The sequence below is a fragment of the Collimonas arenae genome, from assembly GCF_001584165.1.
GTDB classification, from domain to species: domain Bacteria; phylum Pseudomonadota; class Gammaproteobacteria; order Burkholderiales; family Burkholderiaceae_D; genus Collimonas; species Collimonas arenae.
This window is the reverse complement of sequence record NZ_CP013233.1, coordinates 855,913-879,384: the sequence shown is the minus strand read 5'-3', so window position 1 is coordinate 879,384 and position 23,472 is coordinate 855,913. Positions and strand designations below refer to the sequence as shown.

The window sequence follows — 23,472 nt, the reverse complement described above, 5'->3', positions numbered from 1 at the left end:
GAGCAAACATGAGATCACGATACCTGCCGGCCCTGATGCTGGTCTGTTCGCTGGCCGTACTGGCCGCATGCAGCAAAAAAGAAGGCGGCACGACAGCGGCCGATGCCAGCCGCACTGAATATGTGGTCGGCGCCGACGGCGCCTATGCCCCGTTCGCCTCCGAGAACGAGCAGAAGGAACTGGTCGGCTTTGATATCGACACCATGAAAGCCGTGGCCGACAAGGCCGGCATCAAGATCAAGATCGTCAATACGCCGTTCGATGGCCTGTTCAATGCGCTGGCCCAGGGCGACCGCGACATCCTGATTTCCACCATCACGATCAACGACCAGCGTAAGCAAAGCATGGATTTCTCCGAGCCTTACTTCGTGGCCAAGCAATTGATCGTGCTGCCTGCCAACTCGAAGGTCACCAAGTTCGAAGACTTGAAATCGCAGAAGATCGGTGTCCAGAGTGGCACGACCGGCGATGACGCGGCACAGGTCCTGAACGGCAAGAACAGCGCCAGCGTCAAGCGTTTCGAATCGATGCCGTTGGCATTCCAGGAACTGGAAGGCGGCGGCGTCGATGCCGTGGTCGGCGACAATGGCGTCGTCACCAATTTCGTCAAGAACAATCCCGGCAAGAACTTCCGCATCGTCGACGATCCCAGCTTCCCTAAAGAGTATTACGGCATCGCAGTCAAGAAGGGCAATACGGAGTTGCTGGCGAAACTCAACCACGCCCTGGAACAGATCAAGGCCGACGGTACCCAGGACCGGATCTATAAGAAATACTTCGCGGACAATAAACAGTAGTCCGCAGTAGAACACCATCAATCCGACCGGGACCGTATGTCGGCAGCAAGCGCTGCCGACATGTTGAACGCCCCTTTTTTGTGAGAGCACCATGAAGAAAATCTTAACCCGCTACCTGCCGCTGTGCGTGCTGACCGTGAGCCTGATCGCTGTCGGCGCCTGCAGCAAGAAAGAAGAAGCACCGGCAGCGGCCGCCAAACAGAGCCTGTATGTGGTTGGCGTCGAATCGGCCTATGCACCGTTTTCCGCCGAAAACGAAAAGAAGGAAGTGGTCGGTTTCGATATCGACGTCATGAAGGCCATTGCCGCCAAGACCGGCATCGAAGTCAAATTCATCCCGACACCGTTCGAAGGCTTCTTCAACTTCCTGGCGCAAGGCGACCGCGACTTGCTGATTTCCGCCATCACCATCACCGACGAACGCAAGCAGACAGTCGACTTCTCTGAGCCTTATTTCGAAGCCAGCCAGCTGATTGCCGTCCCGCAGAGCAACACCACGGTGAAGCAATTCAACGACCTGAAAAACCTGAAGATCGGCGTGCAAAGCGCGACTACCGGTGATGAAGTAGTACAGAACCTGGTCGGCAAGAACAATCCGAGCATCAAGCGCTTCGATTCGACGCCGCTGGCGCTGAAGGAACTGGAAAGCGGCGGCGTCGATGCCGTGGTGGCCGACGATGCGGTAGTCAAGAACTACATCACCAATAACCCCTCCGCCAGTTTCCGCGTCGTCTCCGACGCCGGCTTCCCGAAAGAGTATTACGGCATCGCCGTTCGCAAGGGCAACACCGAACTGCTGGCGAAGATCAACCAGGGCCTGGCTGATATCAAGGCAGACGGCAGCTTCGCCAAGATCAATGAAAAGTACTTCGGCAACGGCAAATGATCCCGCGCAGACCCGCTGTTTTTGGCGGTCTGCGGCGACTACGGTATAATTTTGCGCTAATTTTTATTATCTTCAGGCGCGACCCGGACCTGCAACAAAGTCAACATTGCGGGTCGCGCATCCCTTCAGCCAGTCACACAGTTTCTTCTCAATAATATTTATGGATTTTCGCTGGAGCATCATACAAGGCTACGCGCCGCTATTCGTCAAGGGCTTCTTCATGACGCTCCAGGTGGCCGTGATCAGTATCATCATCGGCACCATCATTGGCTTGCTGCTTGGCATGCTGCGCCTGGCGGACGTCAAGCACGGCCCATGGAAATGGCCGTTCCGTCTGGTCAAAGGCCTGGCCAGTTTCTACGTGGCGTTCTTCCGCGGCACACCGTTGTTCGTGCAAATCCTGTTGATTCACTTTGCGGTGATGCCGGTGCTGATCCACCAAGATAACGGCCTGCTGATCTCCGGCGAGCTGGCACGCACCATCAAGCAGGACTACGGCGCCTTCATCTCCGGCATCGTCGCATTGTCGTTGAACGCCGGCGCTTATATCTCCGAAATTTTCCGCGCCGGCATCCAATCCATCGATCGCGGCCAGACTTACGCCGCCTCCAGCCTTGGCATGGGCTACAAATTGACGATGCGCTATGTGGTGCTGCCGCAAGCATTCCGCCGCATGCTGCCGCCGCTGGGTAACGAAGCGATCACCCTGCTCAAGGACTCGTCGCTAGTATCGGCCATCGGCCTGGCTGAGCTGGCCTATGCTGCCAGGACTGTGGCCGGCGCCTATTCCCGCTATTGGGAACCGTACATCACGATCTCCGTCGTCTACTTCTCCATGACCATGGTGCTGGCGATGCTGGTTGGCCGTCTGGAAAAGAAGTACGCAGCGCCGCATCATCGCTGATCAAGTCACGCGTTAATCCACAGCGCATTTGCGCCCGCCCTGACTTATTCGCTGATTTATTTCACGCAAAATAAATCAGGGCCTGACAACTTCCCTCAGTCAATTTCCCACAAACGCCGTCCACCGTCAGCAGCGCCGTGCGCAGCCGCTTGTCGGCAAACACCGCCTGCGCCGCAGAACGATAGCCACGCAATTGCGCCGTGTAGGCCGCGCGCTCGCTATCAAGCAGATTACGTTTGTAATCCAGTATCCACACCTCTTCCTCAAAGATCACCACACGGTCGAAGCGCAGCACGACGCCATCGGCGATGATTTCCATTTCGTTGCGAGCATGTACATGTAGCGCCGGATTGAAGAAATGCGCCAACTCGGCCTGATCGAGAATGGTCTGCGCCTGGCGGCTGACCAGTTTCGCCATCGGCAACGGGCACGGCAACCAGCGTGCAATTGTCTCTGCTTGCGGCAACGCCACCGGCCAGTTGCCGTGCTGCGTGACCCTCTCCAGCAGGCCGTGCAGGGCGACGCCTTCATCAATTGCCTGATTGCTGAAAGTCGGCGCACTGGCGGTAACGGCCGGCGGCATGTGTGGCGGATCAAAAATCTCCTGCTCGAACCGCTGCGCAATGCTGGCATCGGCATCAGCGGCGTGCCCGGCCGTTGCTTCCAGTTCGAGTTCATCCACATGCTGCAGGCGCGCGTACCAGCTATCCTCGGTCACGCCGCCGCTTCTGCCGGCGACGCCGCTGACGATCAGCAACTGCTTGGCGCGGGTGGTCGCCACGTACAGCAAATTCCAGTCTTCCTGCGTCTTGAATCCTTCTTCCGCGTCGAACAGGCGATCACGGGCGGCGCCGCGTTCGGCGCTGCTGCCAAAAGCAGAAAAGTGCAATGGCGCCTCGGCGTCCTGCGGCCAATCGCAGAGGATGCCGTAATCGTCGCGCGCCGGCTTGCTGTGATTGGCGTCCAGCAGCACCACCACCGGCGCTTCCAGGCCCTTGGCGCTGTGCACGGTCAGGATGCGCACCGCGTCGGTGGCGGCATCAATGCTGGCTTCGTCAGGCGCATCGCCACCGGCGGCGTTTTGCAGGCCGCGCAAGGCATCGATGAATTTCGGCAGGCTGGGATAACGGCCGGCATCCATGTTCAAGGCAAGTTCGACGAAAGCCTCGATATTGCCGATGGCCTGGCTGCGCACCAGTGGCGCTGCGGCTTGTGCATAGCGCGCCAACAATTGTCCCTGATGCAGAATCAGGTCGAGCAGATCGTGCACCGGCAATCGCGGCGCGGCTTGCAGCCATTCCGCGAGCAATGCCGAGGCGCGCTGCAACGGCGCCGATGCTTCAGCCATAGCGCTGGCAGCGCGCAAGCGCGCCCACCAGCCGCGTTCGCCGCGCTGCGCCAGGGTAATCAGGTCATCATCGCTGGCGCCGAAGATCGGCGATTTCAATACGTGGCCGAGCGCACGCGCGTCGTCCGGCGTGATCAGGAAAGTCAGCAAGGCGATCAGGTCGGAAATTTCCAGCGACTCCAGCAGGCCGCCGCGCTTGTCCGACATGAATGGAATGCCGGTTGCGCGCAACGCACTTTCGTAAGCGCCCAGATGGCTGCGCTTTTTCACCAACAGCATCACGTCCGACCACGCCAGCGTGCGACTACCGCTTTCCCGGCGAATCTTCAGTTCCGCCCTGGCGCGCCATAGCGCCTGCGCAATCTGCTTTCCCTCATCGCGCCGGCGGGCGTCTTCCGACTCTTCGCGCGGCGTGGTCAGCGGATTGCGCAAACCCTGTGGCGCAGCTTCGGCATCACCATCGTCATCCGGCTGGCGGATCAACGGCAAGCGCCAGACCGCGCCGCCGACTTCACCCAACGTGGTTTGCGCGGAAAACAGCGGGTTGGCGACGAAACTCTCGTTCAATACGGCGACGATGGCACTAGCATTGCGGCGCGTCTGGTTTGCCTGCAGCACCGTCGCGCCCTGCTCCTGCAATAAAGTGCGCGCGGCTTCAAACACGCGCGGTTCGGCGCGCCGGAAACGGTAGATCGATTGCTTGGGATCGCCGACCACGAATACGCTGGGCTGCCCGGCATCTTCGCCATAAGCGCTGAGCCAGGCGCGCACGATGCTCCATTGCAGCGGGTTGGTGTCCTGGAACTCGTCCAACAAAATATGTTTGTAGCGCGTATCCAGCCGGCTTTGCAAATAAGCGGCGCTTTCGGGATTGGTCAACAGCCGATAGGCTTGCCATTCCAGATCAGCGAAATCGAACACGCGCTGTTCCGCTTTCAGGCCTTGATAGCATTCGAGATAGGCATTGCCGACACTGAACAGGTGCTGATTCAGGCTCAACACGGTACGCTCATGGCTACGTTTGCGCAGCAGCTTGAGAGCGTCGCCGGTGACGATGAATTGCGCATCGAAGGCATCCAGCGCGTTGCCACCCAGGCTGTTTTCCAGCGCCTTTACCAAATCCTTGGTCTTGGCGTTGCTGCGCGGCTTGCCGGCATCATCGAAGAACTGATGGCACAGGGCGTCGAAGTTTTCCGTGGCCGGGCCTGCGGTCAGCGCCATTTCGATGGCGGTCGCGCGCTTCTGGTTGGTGGCCGAGCCCTGCCCCAGCAGCCAGGCGATCTGCTTAATCTGCGACAGCAATTTCTCGTCGTCCCACAGCGACAGGCGAGCATCGGCCTCGGCATCCTCTCCACACAGCTCGCGCAGCCACTCCAGCGGCACGTCGACGCCCTGCTGGATCACGGCCCACCATTCGGCGCGTTTATCGATAAAGGCTGTCAGCAATTTACGTGTGCTGAAATCACCCACCAGCTGATACAAGGCCAGCAGATCCTGCTTGACCTGGCCGTTGTCTTCATCGTTCAGTGATTGCATGAAACGCAGATAGGCGTCGGCCAGCAGCTCCCCGGTTTTCTCCGTGAGCGCATAGCCATGCGGCACGCCAGAGGCCAGTGGCGCAATTTGCAGCAACCTGGCAAACCAGCTATGGAAGGTATCGATCGACAAGCTCTGCGGACTGGCCAGCACGCGCTCATACAGGTTGCGTGCCGCCGGCAGCACTTGCGCCAGCTGCTGCCGCGGAATGCCGCGCTCCAGTAGCAAGGTGCGGACCTTTTCGTCAGGCTGCAGCGCCAGGTCGTGCAGCAGTTCCAGCAGGCGTTCGCGCATTTCCTGCGCCGCCTTGCGCGTAAAGGTAATCGCCAATAGTTCGGACGGCGCGGCGCCCGCCAGCAGCAGCCGTAACATGCGCGCCACCAGCAGCCAGGTCTTGCCGCTCCCGGCGCACGCTTCCACCACCACAGAGTGTTGCGGATCACAGGCGGCGTTGGTGAAATCCTGCGCTTCGACCACATTGCCGTTCATCCGGTAAGCGCTCGGCAAAGGCGTTTGCATCAATTCGCTCATTACCACGCTCCCTTGCGGCACAAGCCGCGTACATCGCAATACTGGCAAACCGATTCGGTGCCGTTGGCAGGCAACCCGACGCCGCTGGCAATCGCTTGCACATTAATTGTGATTTGCGTAGCCAATGCGCGCTGCGCTTCGTCATAGTCGGGCGCACTCACATCGCCCACCTTGTCCTTGGTGGTTTCCAGTGCGACGTAATGGGCAGCGGCAACCGGGCGATCCGACAGCAAACCGTAGAACGCCAGTTGATGATCTTCGTGGTCCTTCAGTTTTTTGTTGAGCGCAACCAGGTTGTTGGTCTTGTAGTCCAGAACAGCACGTTCGCCGGCATCGTTCTCATCGATGCGGTCGATACGGCCATGCAGCGTCAATTCCCGATCCGGCAAAGGCAGTGGCTTTTCATACGCTTGTTCGCCAAATACAAAGCGCCAACCCAGCGCCTCATGTTCATTGGCCCACACCACATAGGCGGCGATCACCTTCTGCCAGCGCGCGTAATAACCCAATGCAGCAGGATTCCTGGCGATGACGCTGTCGAACAGTTTTTTTGAAATATCCACCAACAATGCTTCACGCCGTTCAGGCGGACAGGGCTGATCGCGCAAGGTCTCATGATATGTCTCAAGAATTTCATGCAGCCAGCCGCCGTAGTCGCGCTTTTCGGGCAAGTCGGACAATTCATCCAGCGATGCCAAGCCCAGCATGCGCCGCGCAAAGAATTGATATGGGCAAGCGATAAAGCTGTTGTAGGCGCTGGCCGTCAGGCGCGTCGGCGTCAGTTGCGCGGCGGCCGGCACTGGCATGACCGACGGTGTCGGCTGCAGGCTTTGCGCTGCAATCGTCGCCCGCATTTCCGGCAGCGCCGCCGCACCATGGCGCGCCAGGGTCAGTTGCAGCCGCTGGATCCAAGGGCTGACCGGGTTCGGTTCGCCGTCCTTATGCGCCTGCCAGGACAACACTACCTGCGGATTCATTGCCAGCAGTTCCACCACGTCGCGCAATTGCTGGCGTTGCCGGCTTTCACGGGTTGCCAGCCCCAGTTCGCGTCGCACGGTATTGGCAAAGAACAGGGTTTCCTGCGGCTGCGACGGCAAGTGATCGGCATCGGCGCCCACCACAAGCACGGCATCGAAGGTACGCAGGCGCGCGCCGTTCAGCGGCAACATCACCACGCGCCGGTCATTGATGGCGCTGATGAAACTGGTGTCGTCAAGCTGCAGGTTGACCAGCGCGCGCCATTCCGGAAATGAAAACAACGCTGCATAATCCTGGCCCGAGTGATTCCCGGACGGGGCAATATTCTGCAACAGTTGCAGGATCTGCTGGCCGGCCGAATCTGCGCCCAGTGCCGAGCTGATACCGAGCGCATCCAAGGTGCCGCTGGTGGTGGCAATCCAGTCGCGCAAAGTCTTGCGGCCGCCAAATTGCGCCGCCTGCTGCGCGAGCAGGCTGACTGTGTTTTGTTCCGCCGGCGCCGCACTCAATGCGTTGATCACGTTACGCCACTCGCCCAGCACGTTGGCACGCCGCAGCAACAATTCGATCTTCATCACCAGCGCCGATTTGTTGGCGACGCTGTCCTGCGCATCATGCAACAGATCGCTGGGCGCTTCGTTCAAGACGAACGGCGACTTCAGCAAATCAAGCAAGGCGGTGGTTTCGCCGCGCGCGGTGACCACGTCGAACCAGGCAGAGATTGCCGACGCCGCGCGCGTGGTCGAGAGTTTCCAGCCGGTTTCATCCGCAACATGGATTTGCGCCCGTTCCAGCAAAGCACGAATGCGGCGCGCCACCACGCGATCCTGCGCCACGATCGCCAGGCTGCTCTTGCCTGCCTGCAGCCAGTCGATCACCATTTGCGCGCCCTGCACTGCTTCGTCCTCAACGCTCTGTGCAGCGCACAAGGTTAGTTCAGTCGACAGCGTCCAATCATCGATCTGCCTGTCGCTGGGTGCGCCAGCGTAACTACCGTCGTCGACAGCAGTTTCCACCATTTCCGGCCAAGCCACAGCGTAGGTCGGTAGCAGCGCCGGCGCACGCCAATCAAGCGTAATCGTCAGCACCGGCTGGCGTGCGGCATAGGCATCAAGAAAAGCCTGCTCCAGCGGCTCCGGCGCCACAGAACTGATCCAGGCCATCGGTTGGCTCGCCTGTTCCGCCATCTGCAAGGTTTGCGCGAAACGCGAAGCAATCGCATCGTCGGCATCGAGCTGGCTTTTCCAGATCGACCAAACCAGCTGGGTTTCATCCGACAATATTTTGCGCGCATCCGGCGATAGTTGTTCCAGCGCATGCTGCCAGCGCTGCTCCAGATCTGCGGTGTCACCGTCGGCGGCGTGCAACGAAGGCAACATAGCCTGCGTCAATTCGTCCGATAGCGCTAACAGTGTCTGCGCCAGCGGCAGCAAATCGGTGTTGCGGCGTGCCGTGAATAATTTTTTGAGCCAGCCGTGCTGACGCAACTCTGCGTAGAGACGCATCAGGCGCTCGCTGGCAGGCATCACGTTCTGCTGCGGCGGCAGCGTCATCAGCCAGCCGGACAGCGTGAAGAACTGCGGCGGCACGAAAGTCCCGCCCAATTCGGCGTTGAGTGCCGCTTTCAATTGCTGAGCGTGGGCAAAGGTTGGCAGCACTACGCGCCAGTCGGCGAAGTCGCGCTGATTGGCATTGCCACTACGCTCGCGGCAAGCCGCCAGCAGCGCGCGCGCCGCGCCAGGCCAGAAACCGGCGGAAGGGGCAATTAATATGGATTTTAAGGACATGTAGCTCACTGTAACGCCGACGCGGGGGAAACTGCTTCAGAAATCGACGCCCGGGCCGGAGGCTCTTTTTTGCAACAATTACCTGTCATTTTATGCGAGCCCTTAAAAAACAAGCGAAAATAAGCGCGCGCCTCACACTTTTTATTAAAATCGGTTATGATTTAGCGAATATCCCGCCGCAACACCTCTTACCGCACCCACAGATACTTGAATTCGCGCACGGCATCCCCACATTTTCAATAGAATAAGGGCCGCCGATGGCAACCACCAAGCAGGAATGGTAAGTCGTCCTTGGCATACATTGATTCTTTTTCCCTCACACTGAGGAAACCATGAGCGAACATATTAAACACACATCCGACGCAGCTTTTGAAGCAGACGTACTCAAATCCGACAAACCGGTCCTGGTTGATTTCTGGGCTGAGTGGTGCGGCCCTTGCAAAATGATCGCCCCGATCCTGGAAGAAGTGGCCAAGGAATACGGCGACAAGCTGCAGATCGTCAAGCTGGACGTGGACTCCAACCAGGCAGTGCCTGCCAAGCACGGCATCCGCGGCATCCCGACACTGATCCTGTTCAAGAACGGTGTTCCTGCTGCGCAAAAAGTCGGCGCATTGGCCAAGGGCCAGCTGACGGCATTCATTGATTCGAATATATAATAAGAACCGCGGCGGTGCGCCCGCATCGCCGCTTGTGATTTACTGACTACACCACGCAGTTCCCTCCCCCACCCAATATTTCCCATCCCGGGACACTCATACCTATGCATTTATCTGAATTGAAGGCGTTACACGTCTCCGCCCTGCTAGAAATGGCAATCGGCCTGGACATCGATAACGCAGCGCGTTTGCGCAAACAAGAACTGATGTTCGCGATCCTGAAAAAGCGCGCGAAATCAGGAGAACAAATTTTTGGCGATGGCGCCCTCGAAGTCCTGCCTGACGGCTTTGGCTTCCTGCGCTCGCCCGACGCCAGCTACATGGCGTCCACCGACGACATTTATATTTCGCCTTCGCAAATCCGCCGCTTCAACCTGCACACCGGCGATTCGATCGAAGGTGAAGTGCGTACGCCGAAAGACGGCGAGCGCTATTTCGCACTGGTCAAGGTCGACAAGGTCAACGGCGAATCGCCGGAAGCGTCGAAGCACCGCATCCTGTTTGAAAACCTGACGCCACTGCATCCGAACAAACCGCTGCCGCTGGAACGCGACATGCGCGGCGAAGAAAACATCACCGGCCGCATCATCGACATGATCGCGCCGATCGGCAAGGGCCAGCGCGGCCTGCTGGTGGCGTCGCCGAAGTCCGGTAAATCGGTCATGCTGCAACACATTGCGCATGCGATCACCACCAACCACCCAGACACCGTGATGATCGTCCTGCTGATCGACGAACGCCCGGAAGAAGTGACCGAAATGCAGCGCTCGGTGCGCGGCGAAGTGGTGGCGTCGACTTTCGATGAACCAGCCACACGCCACGTGCAGGTTGCTGAAATGGTGCTGGAAAAAGCCAAGCGCCTGGTCGAAATGAAAAAAGACGTAGTGATCCTGCTGGATTCGATCACCCGTCTGGCGCGCGCCTACAACACCGTGATCCCTGCCTCCGGCAAGGTGCTGACCGGTGGTGTCGACGCCAACGCGCTGCAACGTCCGAAGCGTTTCTTCGGCGCTGCCCGTAACATCGAAGAAGGCGGTTCGCTGACCATCATCGCTACCGCACTGATCGAAACCGGCAGCCGCATGGATGACGTGATCTACGAAGAATTCAAGGGTACCGGCAACATGGAAGTCCACCTGGAACGCCGCCTCGCCGAGAAGCGCGTTTATCCAGCGATCAACCTCAACAAGTCCGGCACCCGCCGCGAAGAATTGCTGATCAAGCCAGACCAGCTGCAAAAGATCTGGGTACTGCGCAAACTGCTGTACAGCATGGATGAAATTGAAGCGATGGAGTTCATTCTCGACAAGATGAAGTCGACCAAGAATAACGCCGAGTTCTTCGACATGATGCGTCGCGGCGGTTAATCAAGGTTGATTGTTACGGTTGAAAAATATGTCAACCGTAACGCGGAAAAGTCCGTCATGCATGAGTATGTCGGACTTTTTTTTGCACACCATAAAAAAACAGGCGCAAAATGGCGGGGTAATTTTCGGCGGCGGCAAGGGCATTATTCCTACGCCTTTGCTGCGCCTTGCAACTTCCGGCCTCGCTGCTACAAGCGGGTCGGTTAAATGCTATCCTTGCGAACCTTCATTCTGGCAACAACACATCATGGCAACTACCCCATCCAGGCAATCGAAATTCGGCACAGTTCTGCGAGTTACCAGCGGTAACTTTATGGAGATGTTCGATTTCTTCCTGTTCGGCTTTTACGCGACCTACATTTCCAAGACATTCTTCCCGGCGGGCGACGAATTCGCCTCGCTGATGCTGACCTTCATGACATTCGGCGCCGGCTTTCTGATGCGGCCGCTTGGCGCTATCATTCTCGGTGCCTACGTCGACCGGGTCGGCCGCCGCAAGGGCCTGATCACGACACTGGCGCTGATGGCCGCCGGCACCATGCTGATCGCATTCGTACCGGGTTACGCCACCATCGGCTATGCGGCGCCGCTGCTGGTGCTGATTGGTCGGCTGCTGCAGGGATTCTCGGCCGGCGTGGAACTGGGCGGCGTTTCGGTGTACTTGTCCGAAATGGCGACACCAGGGCACAAGGGCTTCTATGTCAGCTGGCAATCCGCCAGCCAGCAAGTGGCCATCATCGTCGCCGCTGCTTTGGGATTCGGTTTGCAGGTATGGCTGCAGCCGGCGCAAATCGCCGACTGGGGCTGGCGCATTCCATTCTTCATCGGCTGCATGATCGTGCCGGTGCTGTTCGTGATCCGCCGTTCGCTGCAGGAAACCGAAGAATTCATGGCGCGCAAACACAAGCCGCCAGTACGCGAAATCCTGCGCTCGATGGTTGATAACTGGGGCTTGGTGATTGCCGGCATGATGCTGGTGTCGATGACGACAGTCTCGTTCTACCTGATCACCGTCTACACGCCGACATTCGGCAAGAGCGTCTTGAAGCTGAGCACTATCGATGCGCTGGTTGTCACCTTCTGCGTCGGCATCTCGAACTTCATCTGGCTGCCGGTGATGGGCGCCCTTTCCGACCGCGTCGGTCGCAAGCCGCTGCTGCTGGCATTCACGATCCTGACTATCCTGACCGCGTATCCCGCGCTGTCGTGGCTGGTGGTCGATCCGAGCTTCCAGAAGATGCTGGTTGTCGAACTGTGGCTTTCTTTCCTGTATGCAAGTTATAACGGTGCGATGGTGGTCGCGCTGACCGAAGTCATGCCAGTTGAAGTGCGAACAGCCGGTTTTTCATTGGCCTACAGCCTGGCGACAGCCATTTTCGGCGGCTTCACGCCGGCGATTGCCACCGGTCTGATCGAATACACCGGCGACAAAGGCGCACCAGGCATGTGGATGACCGCGGCAGCTATCTGTGGCTTGTTTGCAACATTGTATTTGTACCGCAAGAGCGGCAATCAAAGCCCTGTCCAGGCAAAAAGCTGATATCCGGCTTGACTGAGGGACGGATTCAAGCGGGATTGCAGCCGTAGCAAGAAAATGAAAATCAGTGCCCGATGGCCGCCAAGGCACTGATTTCATTCATTTTTTCCGATACATTGCGGGATTTATTGTATAATTTGCGGTTTTCCACCCCGGCAAGTGATCGACAATCGGGTCAAGAAGCAGGACGACCGACGAAGTGATTGATTGGCTACCACTCAATTGAGGCAATTATGAAAGACGGCATTCACCCAAATTACCGCGAAGTCCTGTTCCACGACGTATCGAACGATTTCAAGTTCGTCACACGTTCGACTATCCAGACTCGCGAAAACATCACCCACGAAGGTAAAGAATACCCTCTGGTGAAAATTGAAGTTTCGTCGGAATCGCATCCGTTCTACACCGGCCAGCACAAGATCGTCGACACCGCCGGTCGCGTTGACAAGTTCCGCAAGAAATTCGGCACTGTCGGTTCCAAGACTTCGATCGCCAATACTTAATTCGATCGTCGTTTCAAAAAGGCAGCTGCGGCTGCCTTTTTTGTTTTATCGGCATGATCGAGAACTGCCGGCCCGGCTCGCCGCTCCAACCGTCCGCGCAGATTGATTCAGCTGGAGAGCCAATCCTTGATGGATTGCGGAAAATGATGCCGGGAAAAGATATCCAGAACAAAAGAGAACTCGAAAAACCGTAGCGAACGTTGCAAGGTCGGCAGAAGAAGCACAGCCGTATGAGAGTACGGCGAGCATCGCAGTGTCGAGATTGCAGCGCGCAGCAGGTTTGTCCAGGTCACGAAAAACGTAGCTGACGATAGCGCAGTACACTGCTATCCGGCACAATATCCAGCAATTCAAATAATCGGTCAAACAACATTGTGATGAAGCCCGTCCGCCTCCCTGCTTCCGCCACCAGCGCACTGCCACGCTGGGGCCTATGGGCACTTGGATTACTCTATATCCTGCCCGGGCTGATCGGACGCGATCCGTGGAAAAATGAGGACGCATCAAGTTTCGGTATCGCCTGGACCATGGCCCACGGCGGCATTAACGACTGGCTGATGCCCAACATCGCCGGCTTGCCAATGCCAGGTGAAAGCCCTCTGACCTACTGGGTCGGCGCCCTCTTCATCAAGCTGTTCGGATGGCTAGTGGGCGACCCGTTCGCCGCGCGCCTGTCGACTGTCGTCTTTTTCCTGATCGGCTCGCTCTCGGTCTGGTATGCCACTTACCTACTGGGGCGACGCAACGAAGCCCAGCCGCTGCGGCTGGCATTCGGCGGCCAGCCCGAGCCAAGGGATTTTGGCCGCACGCTGGCCGACGGCGCTTTCCTGATCTACCTTGGTTGCCTCGGACTGATTTCTCACAGCCATGAACCGACGGCGAAGAGCCTGCAAATTTCTCTGGTGGCTTTCTCGATTTATGTTGCAGTACGCATGTTCGACACCCCCAACGCGGAGCGTAATATTCGCAGTGCCGCCTTGCTCGGGCTTACCCTTGGCCTGATGATCCTGACGCGCGGCTGGACGATCCCGCTGGGCTTGCTGCTCGGTTTGGTGGTGTTGGCATTCATGCGCGAAAAAAAGATCGCACGCGACCTGTTGCTGATCAGCCTGCCTGTGGCTGCGATTGTCGCCGGGATCTGGTTCGTTGCGGGCTGCACGCTGCTGCCGCGCGGCATCGGCTACTTCGCCATCTGGGAGAACGTCAACCTGCAGCAATTGAGCTGGCCAAGCTGGACAGCGCTCTCGTACTACTTCAAATACGGCATCTGGTTTGCGTGGCCGGCCTGGCCTTTCGCCGGCTGGGCCGTCTATGCATGGCGCCAGCAACGATCGACATTGCACATTGCATTGCCGCTGGCATTCTTCATCAGCCTGACGGCTGTGATACTGCTGAATCCACACCCGGAAGAAGGTATCCTGCTGCCGTTGCTGCCGGCATTGGTGATCCTTGCTGCATTCGGCCTGCCGACCATGAAGCGCGGCGCGATTAACGCGGTCGACTGGTTCTCGGTCATGACGCTGACTGCTTGCGCCGCATTTATCTGGCTGGCTTGGATAGCCAAGGAAAGCGGCTGGCCGGCGCAGATTGCCAAGAATGTCTACAAGCTGGCGCCAGGCTTCAAGCCTGAATTCAACCTTGTGGCGCTGATCATCGCCTTGCTCGGTTCAGTGTTCTGGATCCTGCTGGTCAACTGGCGGTTGTCGCGCCGGCCGTCGGTCCTGTGGCGCGCCGTGGTGCTGTCCTCTGGCGGCGTGATCCTGTGCTGGCTACTGCTGACCACGCTGTGGATGCCCTGGATCAACTACAGCAAGAGCTACGCCGGCGTTGCCGCCCAAATCGATGAACACCTGCCGGCCGTCAAACAATGCGTCGACACCAACGTCGGCCCGGCCCAGCGCGCCTCGTTCGCCTATTTTGGCGACATCCCGTTTGGCGAATTCGGCCAGCAGCATTGCGATTACTTGCTGTACCAGGACAATGTCTCAGTCAAATCGGATGATGCGCTATGGCGCCAGTTCAAAGGCAACTGGAAGCTGCTGTGGACCGGCCGCCGACCATCCGACCGCGATGAACGTTTCCGCCTGTACCAGCGTGTCGGCAACTAGACGTATTTGACGAGGTACCGAGATTGCAGCGCGCAGCAGGTTTTTCGAGGTACCTATTGATCGGGCTGTGGAAATCAGTCATAATAGCGGACGCGTTGCCGAGCAAGGCTGTATAGCAAGGCATGCGAGACAAATTCACGGCGATCTGATCGCACTGATGTAGTTGTTAATGTAGTTCACTCTGCCCGGGTGATGAAATTGGTAGACGTAGGGGACTCAAAATCCCCGCCGCAAGGCGTGCCGGTTCGAGTCCGGCCCCGGGCACCAGATTTTACAAAAAAGCACTGACTTGCTCAGTGCTTTTTTCGTTTCCGCCATACCGTTTCTTTTCAAAGCCCGCTTCGCGTATTGCAACGACAGCCTCTACAAGGACGGCCTTGTTATCAACCCCGTTCGCCGTCGCTCCTGCGAGAACTGTCGATAAAAAAGACCAGTATATTTTCGTAAATATACTGGTCTCTAGGAACTGGCAAACTGTTTATACAGTTACCGAATTATTTCGTCACGGAAGACTTGCCGCCGGTCAGGTTGATATTTTCCAAAGTCGTCTGCTGCGCCTCCAGCGTCCGAATACGACTTTGTAACGCCGTCAGCTGACTACGCGCAGCTTGCTGCTTGTTGCTCAACAACTGTGTTTGCTGACGCGCCTGGTCCTGCTGGACGGCGACGCTCTGCTCCTGTTGCTGCTGTACCGCCAGATCGTTTTGCAAAGCGCTCAGACGCGCTTCCTGGGTCGATATCAACTGTTCTGTGTATTGCTTTTCCGCTTCCAGCTTGATACGTCGGATATCCACCTCGGCCAGCTTTTCGGTCTGACCGACGAAACTCTTGTAAGTCTGTTCAGCTTGCGCATCCGATGTGGTTTTGACGACGCGCCAGAAATTCTTTTGCTGGAACAGTGCCACGTAATAAGTCCGGCTATCCGGCTTGAACAGCAGGCTGGAACCGTAGTTGCCATTGTAGGTAGTGCGCAGCTCACTGATGCCTTGACCTTGCATTAATTGCTGCAATTCACTGATGGTGCTATTGGCATTGCTGACAACTGGCTTGGCGGCAGACGCTGCAGCGGGAGAAACGGTAGCGCTAGGCGAAGTTGCGGTAGCCGCAGCCCCGGTCGAGGTGGATTGTGCCATTGCGTTGATCGACAAACCGGCAAGTAACAATCCCAGGCCGAATCCATTGACCACATTGCGTACATTTACATTCATCCCCTGATTCCTTCGCTAACAATGATTTTTGTCGATACAAGCCGCGTTATTGTAGTCAATTCTAGCGGTAAACTTGTTGTTGTTGAGCACTGTTTTTATAAAAATGATATTTTCTCAATATTTTTCAACGCTATCGATGCCGCTGGGCCAACCCCGTGCACAATTCTATTCCGGCTCGCCAACCGCCTCGGTATCGGCGATCTGGAATTTACGCATTTTTTCCCACAGCACCTTGCGGCTGATTCCTAACGCATGGGCAGTATCCTGACGCCGCCAACCATTGGCATCCAGCACTGACAGGATGCGATTGCGTTCGGTCATATCCCATTTTTTACGGACCGCATTCAAGTCATTGCCTTCCGCCGCCCTCTCCATCGTTCCCAACGTTTCAAATACGCGGTTGATGCGTGCGCGATCCCAACTTCCTAACTGCCGGTAGATGATGCCGACCCGCTCCGCTACATTGCGCAACTCGCGCACATTCCCCGCGAACTTTGCCGTTGCAACTTGTTCCAATAACCACTCCGGAGGCGTCGGAAGGTCGCTGTAGGTCTGGGTCAGCAAGGTATTGAAAATCGCGATCTTGTCGACGCTGCCGCGCTCTTCAAGGTTCGGCACCCGTAACTCGATCACCGCCAGGCGGTAATACAGGTCAGCGCGGAACATGTCCTGCTGCACCTGCTCGCGCAGGTTGCGGTTGGTCGCTGCCACCAGCCTGAAATCCAGCTTGACCTCAGTTTGCGAGCCGAGACGGGTCACGCTGCTTTGCTCCAGCACGCGCAGCAGCTTGACCTGCTGGTACAGCGGCAGATCGCCGATCTCGTCGAGGAAAAGAGTACCGCCATCGGCCTGTTCGAAATAGCCTTTATGTGCCAGCAAGGCGCCGGTAAACGCGCCCTTGGCATGACCGAAGAACAGCGACTCGAACAAGCCGTCCGGAATCGCGCCGCAGTTGACGGCGACAAACGGTCCATGCCGATAACGACCATGGCGCTGGTGCAGCAGTTGCGCGATGCGCTCCTTGCCGACACCGGTCTCACCGACGATCAGCACGCTGGACTCACAATCGGCGAAGGCTTCCGCCTCGGAGACCAGCATCTGCATGCATTCGGATTGCGCAATCAATGGCTGCGGCATGCGATCAGCGCTGGCGCTGGCATGCAGCTCGGAAGCCAGCCGGAATACCAGTTTGCGCAATTCGGCGCAGGTGAAATCGAGCATCAGGATGTGTGAATACTCGACCGGATACACACGTGGATTGGCTGCACGCCCCACTTCCGCCACCCAGATCACCGGCATGCCATGCGATTTTTGCCAGGCGTCGGCAGAGAACTGGGCCTGTTCAATCACGGTGACGGAAATCACTGCAATCGACGGCCGCGCCGATACCTGATCGCGCGTCACCGGCATTTCGTCGGCACGGATCACCTCGATATCGAAACTCGCCAGACACTGAGAAATCCGGTCTGCGATATCCGATTTGCCTTCCCATACGTATATGTCGAGACTTTCTTGCAAAGGCTTGTTCTGCATGGTTATCTCTTCTCAGTCGCCGTCGCGCAAAACCGGCTGGATCACAGCCGCGGCCTGGCCCTGGCGCGACAGCAAATCACGAATTTCAACCAACCGTTGGTAAATATTGAATGCCAGGATCCACAGCTCGCTTACCAGGCGCCAGATCAACAAGGACAACAACAATGCGACCAGCGTCAACAACATGCGCCCCACTCCGCCGCCAGTGTTAAAAAAACTGGCGACACCGGCTACCAGGATCACCACCATGCCGATCCAGTAGATCAGCTTGATCAGCACTGGTGCGATCAATTTTTCAAATCCAAAAAAATAAAACAGCTTACCGAGTCTGGTTTGATTGTTCGTCATGTTGAAATTATTGTGCATGTCCATTTGATTAATAAACCAGTTTGACGCTGGTGCCACCGCAATTCAAATCCATCAGGTTGACGTCGACTAGTCCCAACTGGATACCGAGCAGGCCATTCAATATCGTCGATAGGGCACCGCCCAGTACATTCAAGATCGGCTGCAACAGATTGATGAGAAGGCCCACTGTCGTGATCAGCGCATTCGAAATCGTAGCACCGCCGCTAGTCTGGCTACCGGCCAATTGATTCGACAGGATGCATTGACTATTTCCCAAACAGAGCAAACCACTAACTACCTGCCCAATTGTATTGAGCAAATTGTTTACTAGCCCCCCCACATTCGTCAGGATACCCAGCACGTTGACTGTCAAAAGGCTTCCCAAAATTCCAGTGACACTGGTACTCAACCCGCTCACAAAACTGTTCAAGCTACTAAGTGCATTGGTGACCATCGTCTGCGCCGCACCCAACCCCTGTCCATTCAACAAGCCAGCAGCCAAATTATTGTTATTCACGCCGCCACCTCCGAACAGACTACCTGCCAGGGCACCTGTTAAAGCGCTGAACAAATTTGATAATGTTGTCCCAATCTGCAGACTGTTATTGCCGGTTGTAACGGTTTGTCCCTTACTCAAGGTCACGCTGCTGTTATTCGCCAACGCATCTATCGCAATGGCCTTATTGACTGTGAGTACGCCGCCAAGCACATTAACCATCGGCCAATTTGTCAAATTCTGCTTGCAAGCACCTTTGGTAGAAAAAACCGTGCTGCCATCCACCACATTATTGACGCTGCCAGCACAGAGACTCAGCACCGGAGCCTGAACCTGGATCGTGGCAAGATCGTTGCCGCTGGCATCTTTTGCTGTGCACATGTCGGTCAGGGTACCTAGTCCATTGACGACATCGATAATCAACGGCAAATCAATATTCAATAATCCCAGATTCAACAGGTTGCTTTGAATGCGTGTGTACAACCTAACTTGCGCGGTAAAAGCGGTGGTGCCAATACCCCCAATCCCGATCGACGGCGGTTCCACAATTCCAACCTGGGTCGTCACCGTGGCAACGCCAGGCAAAGACGCGCCAAGATTCACACTACCGAAGCGGTGACTGTTCGCGATGCCGATAGCAGTATTCAATACATTCAGAGCGTTCACGTTCGCGTTCAACGCAGATTGCGCATCGGCTATGTTGGCCAAGACAAACAGCCCACCCTGCCCGCTAGCGTCGGACAATAACGGAATCATTAGATTGAGTTGGCCCACCGTCAGCCCGCCCAGCGCGCTGATCAGATCCTGCTGGCCACCGACTGTGGTGATTGCTCCCAGCAACGCCTGCAACGTACACATGCCGTTACTGCAACCGGCGGTACTTGCCTGCAGTATTTGCGTTACCGTGCCGACATCGGCATGCAGCGGAATTTGAAAACCCAATGCCTGCAGCAGTCCATTTGGCGTTACCGAAACATTCGCCAAGCCGTTATAGGACACCAGCGATGTGCCGTTCAGGTTGAGCCCGATCGCTGATAGCAAGCCCGGTACCACGCCTCCGTTGAGCGCCAATAATTTGGATCCAACCGAAAACGCAGCATAAGGATCGCTGATCGATGCTATCGCCTGGCCATTGATGGTATGTGTCCCCCAGCCGAAAAAAGTCGGAACGGACTGGGACAAGATCACCTTGACCGCGTTCAACCTGGTGTTGGGTGCAGTCGGAGTGGAAAAATAGTTTGGCGCCATCGCCGCGTTGGCGACCGGGTCCCAGCGGCCGCACGTTACGGTCAGTGTATTGGCAGCAGTGCTGGGTGTACCCGTGGCAAAGCCATTGGTCTGGGCATTGGCCCTGGCCGCTAGCACCGGCGGGTCACCTGATCCGCATGTGGTGGCAGTGCTGGTAAAGGTTTGCGAACTGGCCAACATCTGCGCACCAGCCAGCGCCGCCAGATCAGCCGTCTTCTGCAAATCCCGCCGCATATAAAACATGTAGCCGATATCAATCGACGACAGCAAGATCACGATCACCGAGAGGAAAATGGCTGCCATCACCGCAACCGAACCATGCTGCCGCAGCCTGTCGCGCCGTATGCGGCGGACAGGAAGATGGCATGGCGACTGGATGCGCGATGAGGTCATGGAGGGCATTCGATTCGGTTCAAGGTTGCTTGGAGAAATTCCGGATTGTTAATTGTTGCTCGTCACTTTCTTTTCAAAATTTTCCGGCAACGGGTGCTTGAAGCTGTCCAGGTAACGCTGCCAGCTGGCGGTGGCTGTCACTCCCAGCATCGGCTGACGCGGTCCCGCGACACGGCCATCGACCTGCGCCTGCAGCAGCAAGCGGGTCACGTCACCGACGCGTACCGTGCTTTCCCTTTCGCGTGGCGTTGGCGTTGGCGTTTCCGCCTGGCTGGCCGCCGCAGCCGGCCCTTCTGGCACGGCTCCCGCCACCTGCGCAGCTTCCTGCACCGGCGCATTTGCAGTAGCGTTCACAACCGGTTGCGTCAACCTGCCGTTGCGCGACGTCATGTCCTGTGCAAACACAGTCGGGATCAAGGCTGTCGCCAACAACGCACAGCCGGTCAACTGGAAATAACGATGTAACGGTATTTGCATTTTCATTTGCTACCTCGTGAAAAAGAAAAGAAGCAGTATCGCAACCTGTCGCCATTAGCCGCCATTGCCAAAACGGTCCAGCATCGACTGGAACGGCGTCGCCGTCGGCAGCACCGGTACGGAACTGGTGGCTTTGGCGGCAGCCGCGCTTGGTATCGCCATCACTACCGGCTGCGGCGCCTGGCCGATTTCGGCCGCCAGTCGGTATACCGTGGCGCGGCTGTCAGCGGATAACGCTGCCTTATCCATGACTGCGCGTGCTTTCTCGCCATCACCCGAAACCAGCAACAAGAGCGCCAGATTGCCGATCATCTTGCGATTGTCCGGCGCCAGTTCAGCAGCCTGCGCCAATGGCACCCGGGCGCTGGCGACATCGCCGCTTCGCAACAATGCAAAGCCCAGGTCACTCAACATGACGGGATTGGTCGGCTCACGCTTGACCGCCTCCCGCAACGCTATCGCGGCCCCTTTATAATCGCTGTTCTGCGCCGCCAGCAAACCGAGACCATGCCAGGCCGCACCTGCTTCGGTGGTACTCAGCAACTTGCGATAGGCTGCCTCCGCCGCCGCGCCCTGCCTGGTTTCACGCAATGCATCGGCACGCAAGCGCTGTACCTCCGGGGTGCTGCCGTTCTGCTGCTCATAGGCATCGATATGTGCCAGCGAGGCAAAATACATGCCCCGCTCCTGCATCTGCCGTATCAGCCCCAGATACATGCCTTTGTTGTCCGGTGTCGGCGCCTTCTCTTCCGCCTGCTGGCGCAATTGCGCCGCTTCATTTTGTTGTGCATACACGCGGGCCGAATTGCTGGCGCAACCGCCGAGCGCGAGCAATGCGATTCCAAAGATGACCGCCAGGAACGGTCCGGAGCGCCTTTGGGCTCGCACGGAGCGTAACGATTTCCTATCACTCATATATTTGCTCCCATTTTCGACAAGGCCCGGATCACAGCCAGAAAACCAACGCCTCCGGTAATCACCAACAGACCAGGAAGCAGGGTCACCACCATGACTCCCGTCATCTTCACAGTCAGCTTCCCTATCTTTTCTTTCATGTCCAGTTTGCGTTGCTCGCGAATGCGCTCGCTGAATTGCTTCAGCGGCTCCTGCACGGCGCCACCGTGATGCTCGACCTGCACCAGCAAACGCGATACGGCATGCAGATCTTCGTTATCGAATATGGTTGAGAACCGCCGCATCGATTGCTCCCGGCTGCGTCCGGTGCTGTACTGGCGTCCGGCAATGGCCAGCTCCTGGCCCAGTACCTTGAGCACGTTGCTGAACTCGTTTTCAATCACGTGCAGGCTCTGGTCGACCGACAATCCCACGCCTTGCAGCAAGCGCAGCAAATCGATCAGCAACGGCAGTTCCTCCGCAGCCAATTTCTGACGCTTCTTGGCAACGCGTTGCATGACCCATTTCGGCAGCATGTAGCCAAGTGCCATGCCAAAAAACAGAATCAGCAACAACTTGAGTCCGACTCCTGACCCGAACAGGAACAGGCCGATCAACGGCAAACAGATTGCCAGCACCACCCGCGCAAAAAAGAACCAGGCCTTGCCGTGCCTGTCATTGACGCCGCACTGGTCCAGCAGATGGCGATCCTCTTCGGCCACCAATTGCCGCCCCAACGGCGTATCCAGCCAATCAGCACTGAGCGCCACCAGACGCTCTTTCCAGGGCAACTGCGCCGGCATCGCAGCGGCGCCGGTCGGATGATCGTGCGCGGCAATCTTCTGTTCGACGGTGTCGAGGTTGCGCTTGAGGCGCCATGCCCGCCCCAGCAGCGCACCGCCAACCAGCAACAGAGCCGAAGCCAGCAGCAGGATCGCCAGTACGATCAGCGTATGTTGTGTTGTGCTCACCTTAACTCCACCTCATCTATGTCCGCGCCGGCTATACCGTCTTCGCCAGCCGGTACAGGCTGTAGCTGCCGATCACTTCCAGCAGCGCCGCGCCTATCATCATCTTGCGGCCGATCGGGTCAAGCCACATATTGACAAACATGCTGTTGTTGAAAATGATCAGAAACATGACGATGGCAATCGGCAATACGCCCATGACCCAGGCCGACAGCCGGATTTCCGCCGACAACGATACCAATTCGTTCTGCGCATGCTCCAGGTCGCGCATGAAAGCCGCCATGCGCTCCAGCACCAGATCCGAGCGCCCGCCGAAGCGGGATGAAACACCGATCACCGCCGCGACCAGGTCCAACTCCTTGAAATGAAAGATCGCCGCCTGCTGGCGCAGCGCCTGCTCCAGTTCGACGCCGGCCTGGACCTGGCGATTGGCACGATCCAGCACCACCCGCAATGGTCCTTCGGTGCCGACAATACCGGTCTGGAACGCAGAGCCGATACTGTTGCCGATGGTGACCAGGCGCACCAGCGTATCCAGAAAGCCAGGCAGTTGCCGCACCATGGTTCGCTGCAGGCGGGATGTTTTCAGCCAGAAGTAGAAGGCCACCAACATCACGTAAAGAATCAGCGTCCCTAGTGCAGATAGCCACCCGCCGAACACGAGCGCCAGCAGGACCAGCACCATTCCAGGCACCAGCAAATTGGCATATAGACGGCCATCCGGTTGCTGGATGCCGGCGCGCAGGAAAAAATGACGCACCGCTTCGATCTGCACATGCAGCTGGGGTTGCTGGCCGATTGCTTCCTGAGTTTGCGGCTGCATCGGCTGCATGCCCTGCAACTGGCGGTCGACGAACGCCGCGCTGACGTCCTGCCGCGAGCGTCTCTGCGCTCGCTGCCAGAGCCATAGCGCGATGCCGCCCAATAACAAGGCTGCCGCCAGTAGCCATAATGCAATCCGCATGG

The 23,472-nt window shown here is 57.5% G+C and carries 18 protein-coding genes and 1 tRNA gene; 9 read left to right on the top strand and 10 right to left on the bottom strand.

The genetic code is table 11. The features are described 5' to 3' along the window. Nucleotides 1-8 precede the first annotated feature (8 nt). The 3 genes from CAter10_RS04100 to CAter10_RS04090 all read left to right on the top strand — a co-directional run bounded on the left by CAter10_RS04100 (nt 9) and on the right by CAter10_RS04090 (nt 2,587). Entirely contained in the window at nt 9-797 is a 789-nt protein-coding gene (locus CAter10_RS04100; RefSeq protein ID WP_061532397.1) for a basic amino acid ABC transporter substrate-binding protein, read from the top strand. A gap of 91 nt (nt 798-888) precedes the next feature. Then, nucleotides 889-1,683, top strand: a complete 795-nt coding sequence (locus CAter10_RS04095) for a basic amino acid ABC transporter substrate-binding protein (RefSeq protein ID WP_061532396.1) — start codon at nt 889-891, stop codon at nt 1,681-1,683. A 160-nt stretch (nt 1,684-1,843) separates the two neighbouring features. Next, on the top strand, nt 1,844-2,587 hold the full coding sequence (locus CAter10_RS04090; RefSeq protein WP_061532395.1) for an amino acid ABC transporter permease: 744 nt from the start codon (nt 1,844-1,846) through the stop codon (nt 2,585-2,587). 61 nt (nt 2,588-2,648) lie between these two features. On the opposite strand, the gene CAter10_RS04085 is transcribed toward CAter10_RS04090, so the two are convergent. Both CAter10_RS04085 and CAter10_RS04080 read right to left on the bottom strand, forming a co-directional pair. Beyond that, entirely contained in the window at nt 2,649-6,002 is a 3,354-nt protein-coding gene (locus CAter10_RS04085; protein ID WP_205630287.1) for a UvrD-helicase domain-containing protein, read from the bottom strand. Next, nucleotides 6,002-8,767: a PD-(D/E)XK nuclease family protein gene (locus CAter10_RS04080; protein ID WP_061532393.1), complete on the bottom strand. Its 2,766-nt coding sequence runs from the start codon at nt 8,765-8,767 to the stop codon at nt 6,002-6,004. Before CAter10_RS04080 ends, CAter10_RS04085 begins: the two co-directional genes overlap by 1 nt. 332 nt (nt 8,768-9,099) lie before the next feature. Here CAter10_RS04080 and trxA point away from each other — a divergent pair, with 332 nt between their 5' ends. The 6 genes from trxA to CAter10_RS04050 all read left to right on the top strand — a co-directional run bounded on the left by trxA (nt 9,100) and on the right by CAter10_RS04050 (nt 15,208). Beyond that, the gene (trxA, locus tag CAter10_RS04075) at nt 9,100-9,426 is read left to right on the top strand and encodes a thioredoxin TrxA (RefSeq protein WP_061532392.1); all 327 of its coding nucleotides are present in this window, start codon (nt 9,100-9,102) and stop codon (nt 9,424-9,426) included. 104 nt (nt 9,427-9,530) lie between these two features. Beyond that, entirely contained in the window at nt 9,531-10,793 is a 1,263-nt protein-coding gene (gene rho / locus CAter10_RS04070) for a transcription termination factor Rho (RefSeq protein ID WP_061532391.1), read from the top strand. Nucleotides 10,794-11,040: 247 nt separating this feature from the next. Next, the gene (tcuC, locus tag CAter10_RS04065) at nt 11,041-12,333 is read left to right on the top strand and encodes an MFS transporter (protein ID WP_061535156.1); all 1,293 of its coding nucleotides are present in this window, start codon (nt 11,041-11,043) and stop codon (nt 12,331-12,333) included. Nucleotides 12,334-12,563: 230 nt separating this feature from the next. Beyond that, nucleotides 12,564-12,833 carry a type B 50S ribosomal protein L31 gene (locus CAter10_RS04060; protein WP_061532390.1) on the top strand — a complete coding sequence of 90 codons (270 nt, stop codon included), beginning with the start codon at nt 12,564-12,566 and terminating at the stop codon, nt 12,831-12,833. Nucleotides 12,834-13,210: 377 nt separating this feature from the next. After that, nucleotides 13,211-14,941 carry an ArnT family glycosyltransferase gene (locus tag CAter10_RS04055; RefSeq protein WP_061532389.1) on the top strand — a complete coding sequence of 577 codons (1,731 nt, stop codon included), beginning with the start codon at nt 13,211-13,213 and terminating at the stop codon, nt 14,939-14,941. A 183-nt stretch (nt 14,942-15,124) separates the two neighbouring features. Then, nucleotides 15,125-15,208 (top strand) — tRNA-Leu (locus tag CAter10_RS04050). A 227-nt stretch (nt 15,209-15,435) separates the two neighbouring features. Here the strand turns inward: CAter10_RS04050 and CAter10_RS04045 are convergent. From CAter10_RS04045 to CAter10_RS04010, 8 genes are all read right to left on the bottom strand, one after another. Then, nucleotides 15,436-16,149 carry a DUF2968 domain-containing protein gene (locus tag CAter10_RS04045; RefSeq protein ID WP_061532388.1) on the bottom strand — a complete coding sequence of 238 codons (714 nt, stop codon included), beginning with the start codon at nt 16,147-16,149 and terminating at the stop codon, nt 15,436-15,438. 165 nt (nt 16,150-16,314) lie between these two features. Then, on the bottom strand, nt 16,315-17,682 hold the full coding sequence (locus CAter10_RS04040; RefSeq protein WP_061532387.1) for a sigma 54-interacting transcriptional regulator: 1,368 nt from the start codon (nt 17,680-17,682) through the stop codon (nt 16,315-16,317). A gap of 12 nt (nt 17,683-17,694) precedes the next feature. Further along, entirely contained in the window at nt 17,695-18,030 is a 336-nt protein-coding gene (locus tag CAter10_RS04035; protein WP_164840410.1) for a DUF4282 domain-containing protein, read from the bottom strand. Between the two features lie 28 nt (nt 18,031-18,058). After that, nucleotides 18,059-20,167, bottom strand: coding sequence for a pilus assembly protein TadG-related protein (locus tag CAter10_RS04030; protein WP_061532385.1), 2,109 nt, complete (start codon nt 20,165-20,167; stop codon nt 18,059-18,061). A 48-nt stretch (nt 20,168-20,215) separates the two neighbouring features. Beyond that, nucleotides 20,216-20,644 carry a DUF3613 domain-containing protein gene (locus tag CAter10_RS04025; protein ID WP_231879158.1) on the bottom strand — a complete coding sequence of 143 codons (429 nt, stop codon included), beginning with the start codon at nt 20,642-20,644 and terminating at the stop codon, nt 20,216-20,218. A 54-nt stretch (nt 20,645-20,698) separates the two neighbouring features. After that, a complete protein-coding gene (locus CAter10_RS04020; protein WP_231879157.1) occupies nt 20,699-21,532 on the bottom strand; it encodes a tetratricopeptide repeat protein in 834 nt (277 codons plus the stop codon). Between the two features lie 23 nt (nt 21,533-21,555). Next, nucleotides 21,556-22,509: a type II secretion system F family protein gene (locus tag CAter10_RS04015; RefSeq protein WP_061532383.1), complete on the bottom strand. Its 954-nt coding sequence runs from the start codon at nt 22,507-22,509 to the stop codon at nt 21,556-21,558. Between the two features lie 31 nt (nt 22,510-22,540). Next, complete coding sequence (locus CAter10_RS04010; RefSeq protein WP_061532382.1) at nt 22,541-23,470, bottom strand: type II secretion system F family protein; 930 nt, start codon at nt 23,468-23,470, stop codon at nt 22,541-22,543. Nucleotides 23,471-23,472 lie beyond the last annotated feature (2 nt).

What these genes read in the sequence shown, in the direction of transcription:
- CAter10_RS04080 (WP_061532393.1), bottom strand. Translation starts at nt 8,767, where the DNA reads ATGTCCTTAAAATCCATATTAATTGCCCCTTCCGCCGGTTTCTGGCCT.
- CAter10_RS04010 (WP_061532382.1), bottom strand. Translation starts at nt 23,470, where the DNA reads ATGCGGATTGCATTATGGCTACTGGCGGCAGCCTTGTTATTGGGCGGC.
- CAter10_RS04090 (WP_061532395.1), top strand. Translation starts at nt 1,844, where the DNA reads ATGGATTTTCGCTGGAGCATCATACAAGGCTACGCGCCGCTATTCGTC.
- CAter10_RS04060 (WP_061532390.1), top strand. Translation starts at nt 12,564, where the DNA reads ATGAAAGACGGCATTCACCCAAATTACCGCGAAGTCCTGTTCCACGAC.
- CAter10_RS04025 (WP_231879158.1), bottom strand. Translation starts at nt 20,644, where the DNA reads ATGCAAATACCGTTACATCGTTATTTCCAGTTGACCGGCTGTGCGTTG.
- CAter10_RS04085 (WP_205630287.1), bottom strand. Translation starts at nt 6,002, where the DNA reads ATGAGCGAATTGATGCAAACGCCTTTGCCGAGCGCTTACCGGATGAAC.
- CAter10_RS04045 (WP_061532388.1), bottom strand. Translation starts at nt 16,149, where the DNA reads ATGAATGTAAATGTACGCAATGTGGTCAATGGATTCGGCCTGGGATTG.
- CAter10_RS04100 (WP_061532397.1), top strand. Translation starts at nt 9, where the DNA reads ATGAGATCACGATACCTGCCGGCCCTGATGCTGGTCTGTTCGCTGGCC.
- rho (WP_061532391.1), top strand. Translation starts at nt 9,531, where the DNA reads ATGCATTTATCTGAATTGAAGGCGTTACACGTCTCCGCCCTGCTAGAA.
- CAter10_RS04035 (WP_164840410.1), bottom strand. Translation starts at nt 18,030, where the DNA reads ATGACGAACAATCAAACCAGACTCGGTAAGCTGTTTTATTTTTTTGGA.
- trxA (WP_061532392.1), top strand. Translation starts at nt 9,100, where the DNA reads ATGAGCGAACATATTAAACACACATCCGACGCAGCTTTTGAAGCAGAC.
- CAter10_RS04030 (WP_061532385.1), bottom strand. Translation starts at nt 20,167, where the DNA reads ATGACCTCATCGCGCATCCAGTCGCCATGCCATCTTCCTGTCCGCCGC.
- CAter10_RS04095 (WP_061532396.1), top strand. Translation starts at nt 889, where the DNA reads ATGAAGAAAATCTTAACCCGCTACCTGCCGCTGTGCGTGCTGACCGTG.
- CAter10_RS04040 (WP_061532387.1), bottom strand. Translation starts at nt 17,682, where the DNA reads ATGCAGAACAAGCCTTTGCAAGAAAGTCTCGACATATACGTATGGGAA.
- tcuC (WP_061535156.1), top strand. Translation starts at nt 11,041, where the DNA reads ATGGCAACTACCCCATCCAGGCAATCGAAATTCGGCACAGTTCTGCGA.
- CAter10_RS04055 (WP_061532389.1), top strand. Translation starts at nt 13,211, where the DNA reads ATGAAGCCCGTCCGCCTCCCTGCTTCCGCCACCAGCGCACTGCCACGC.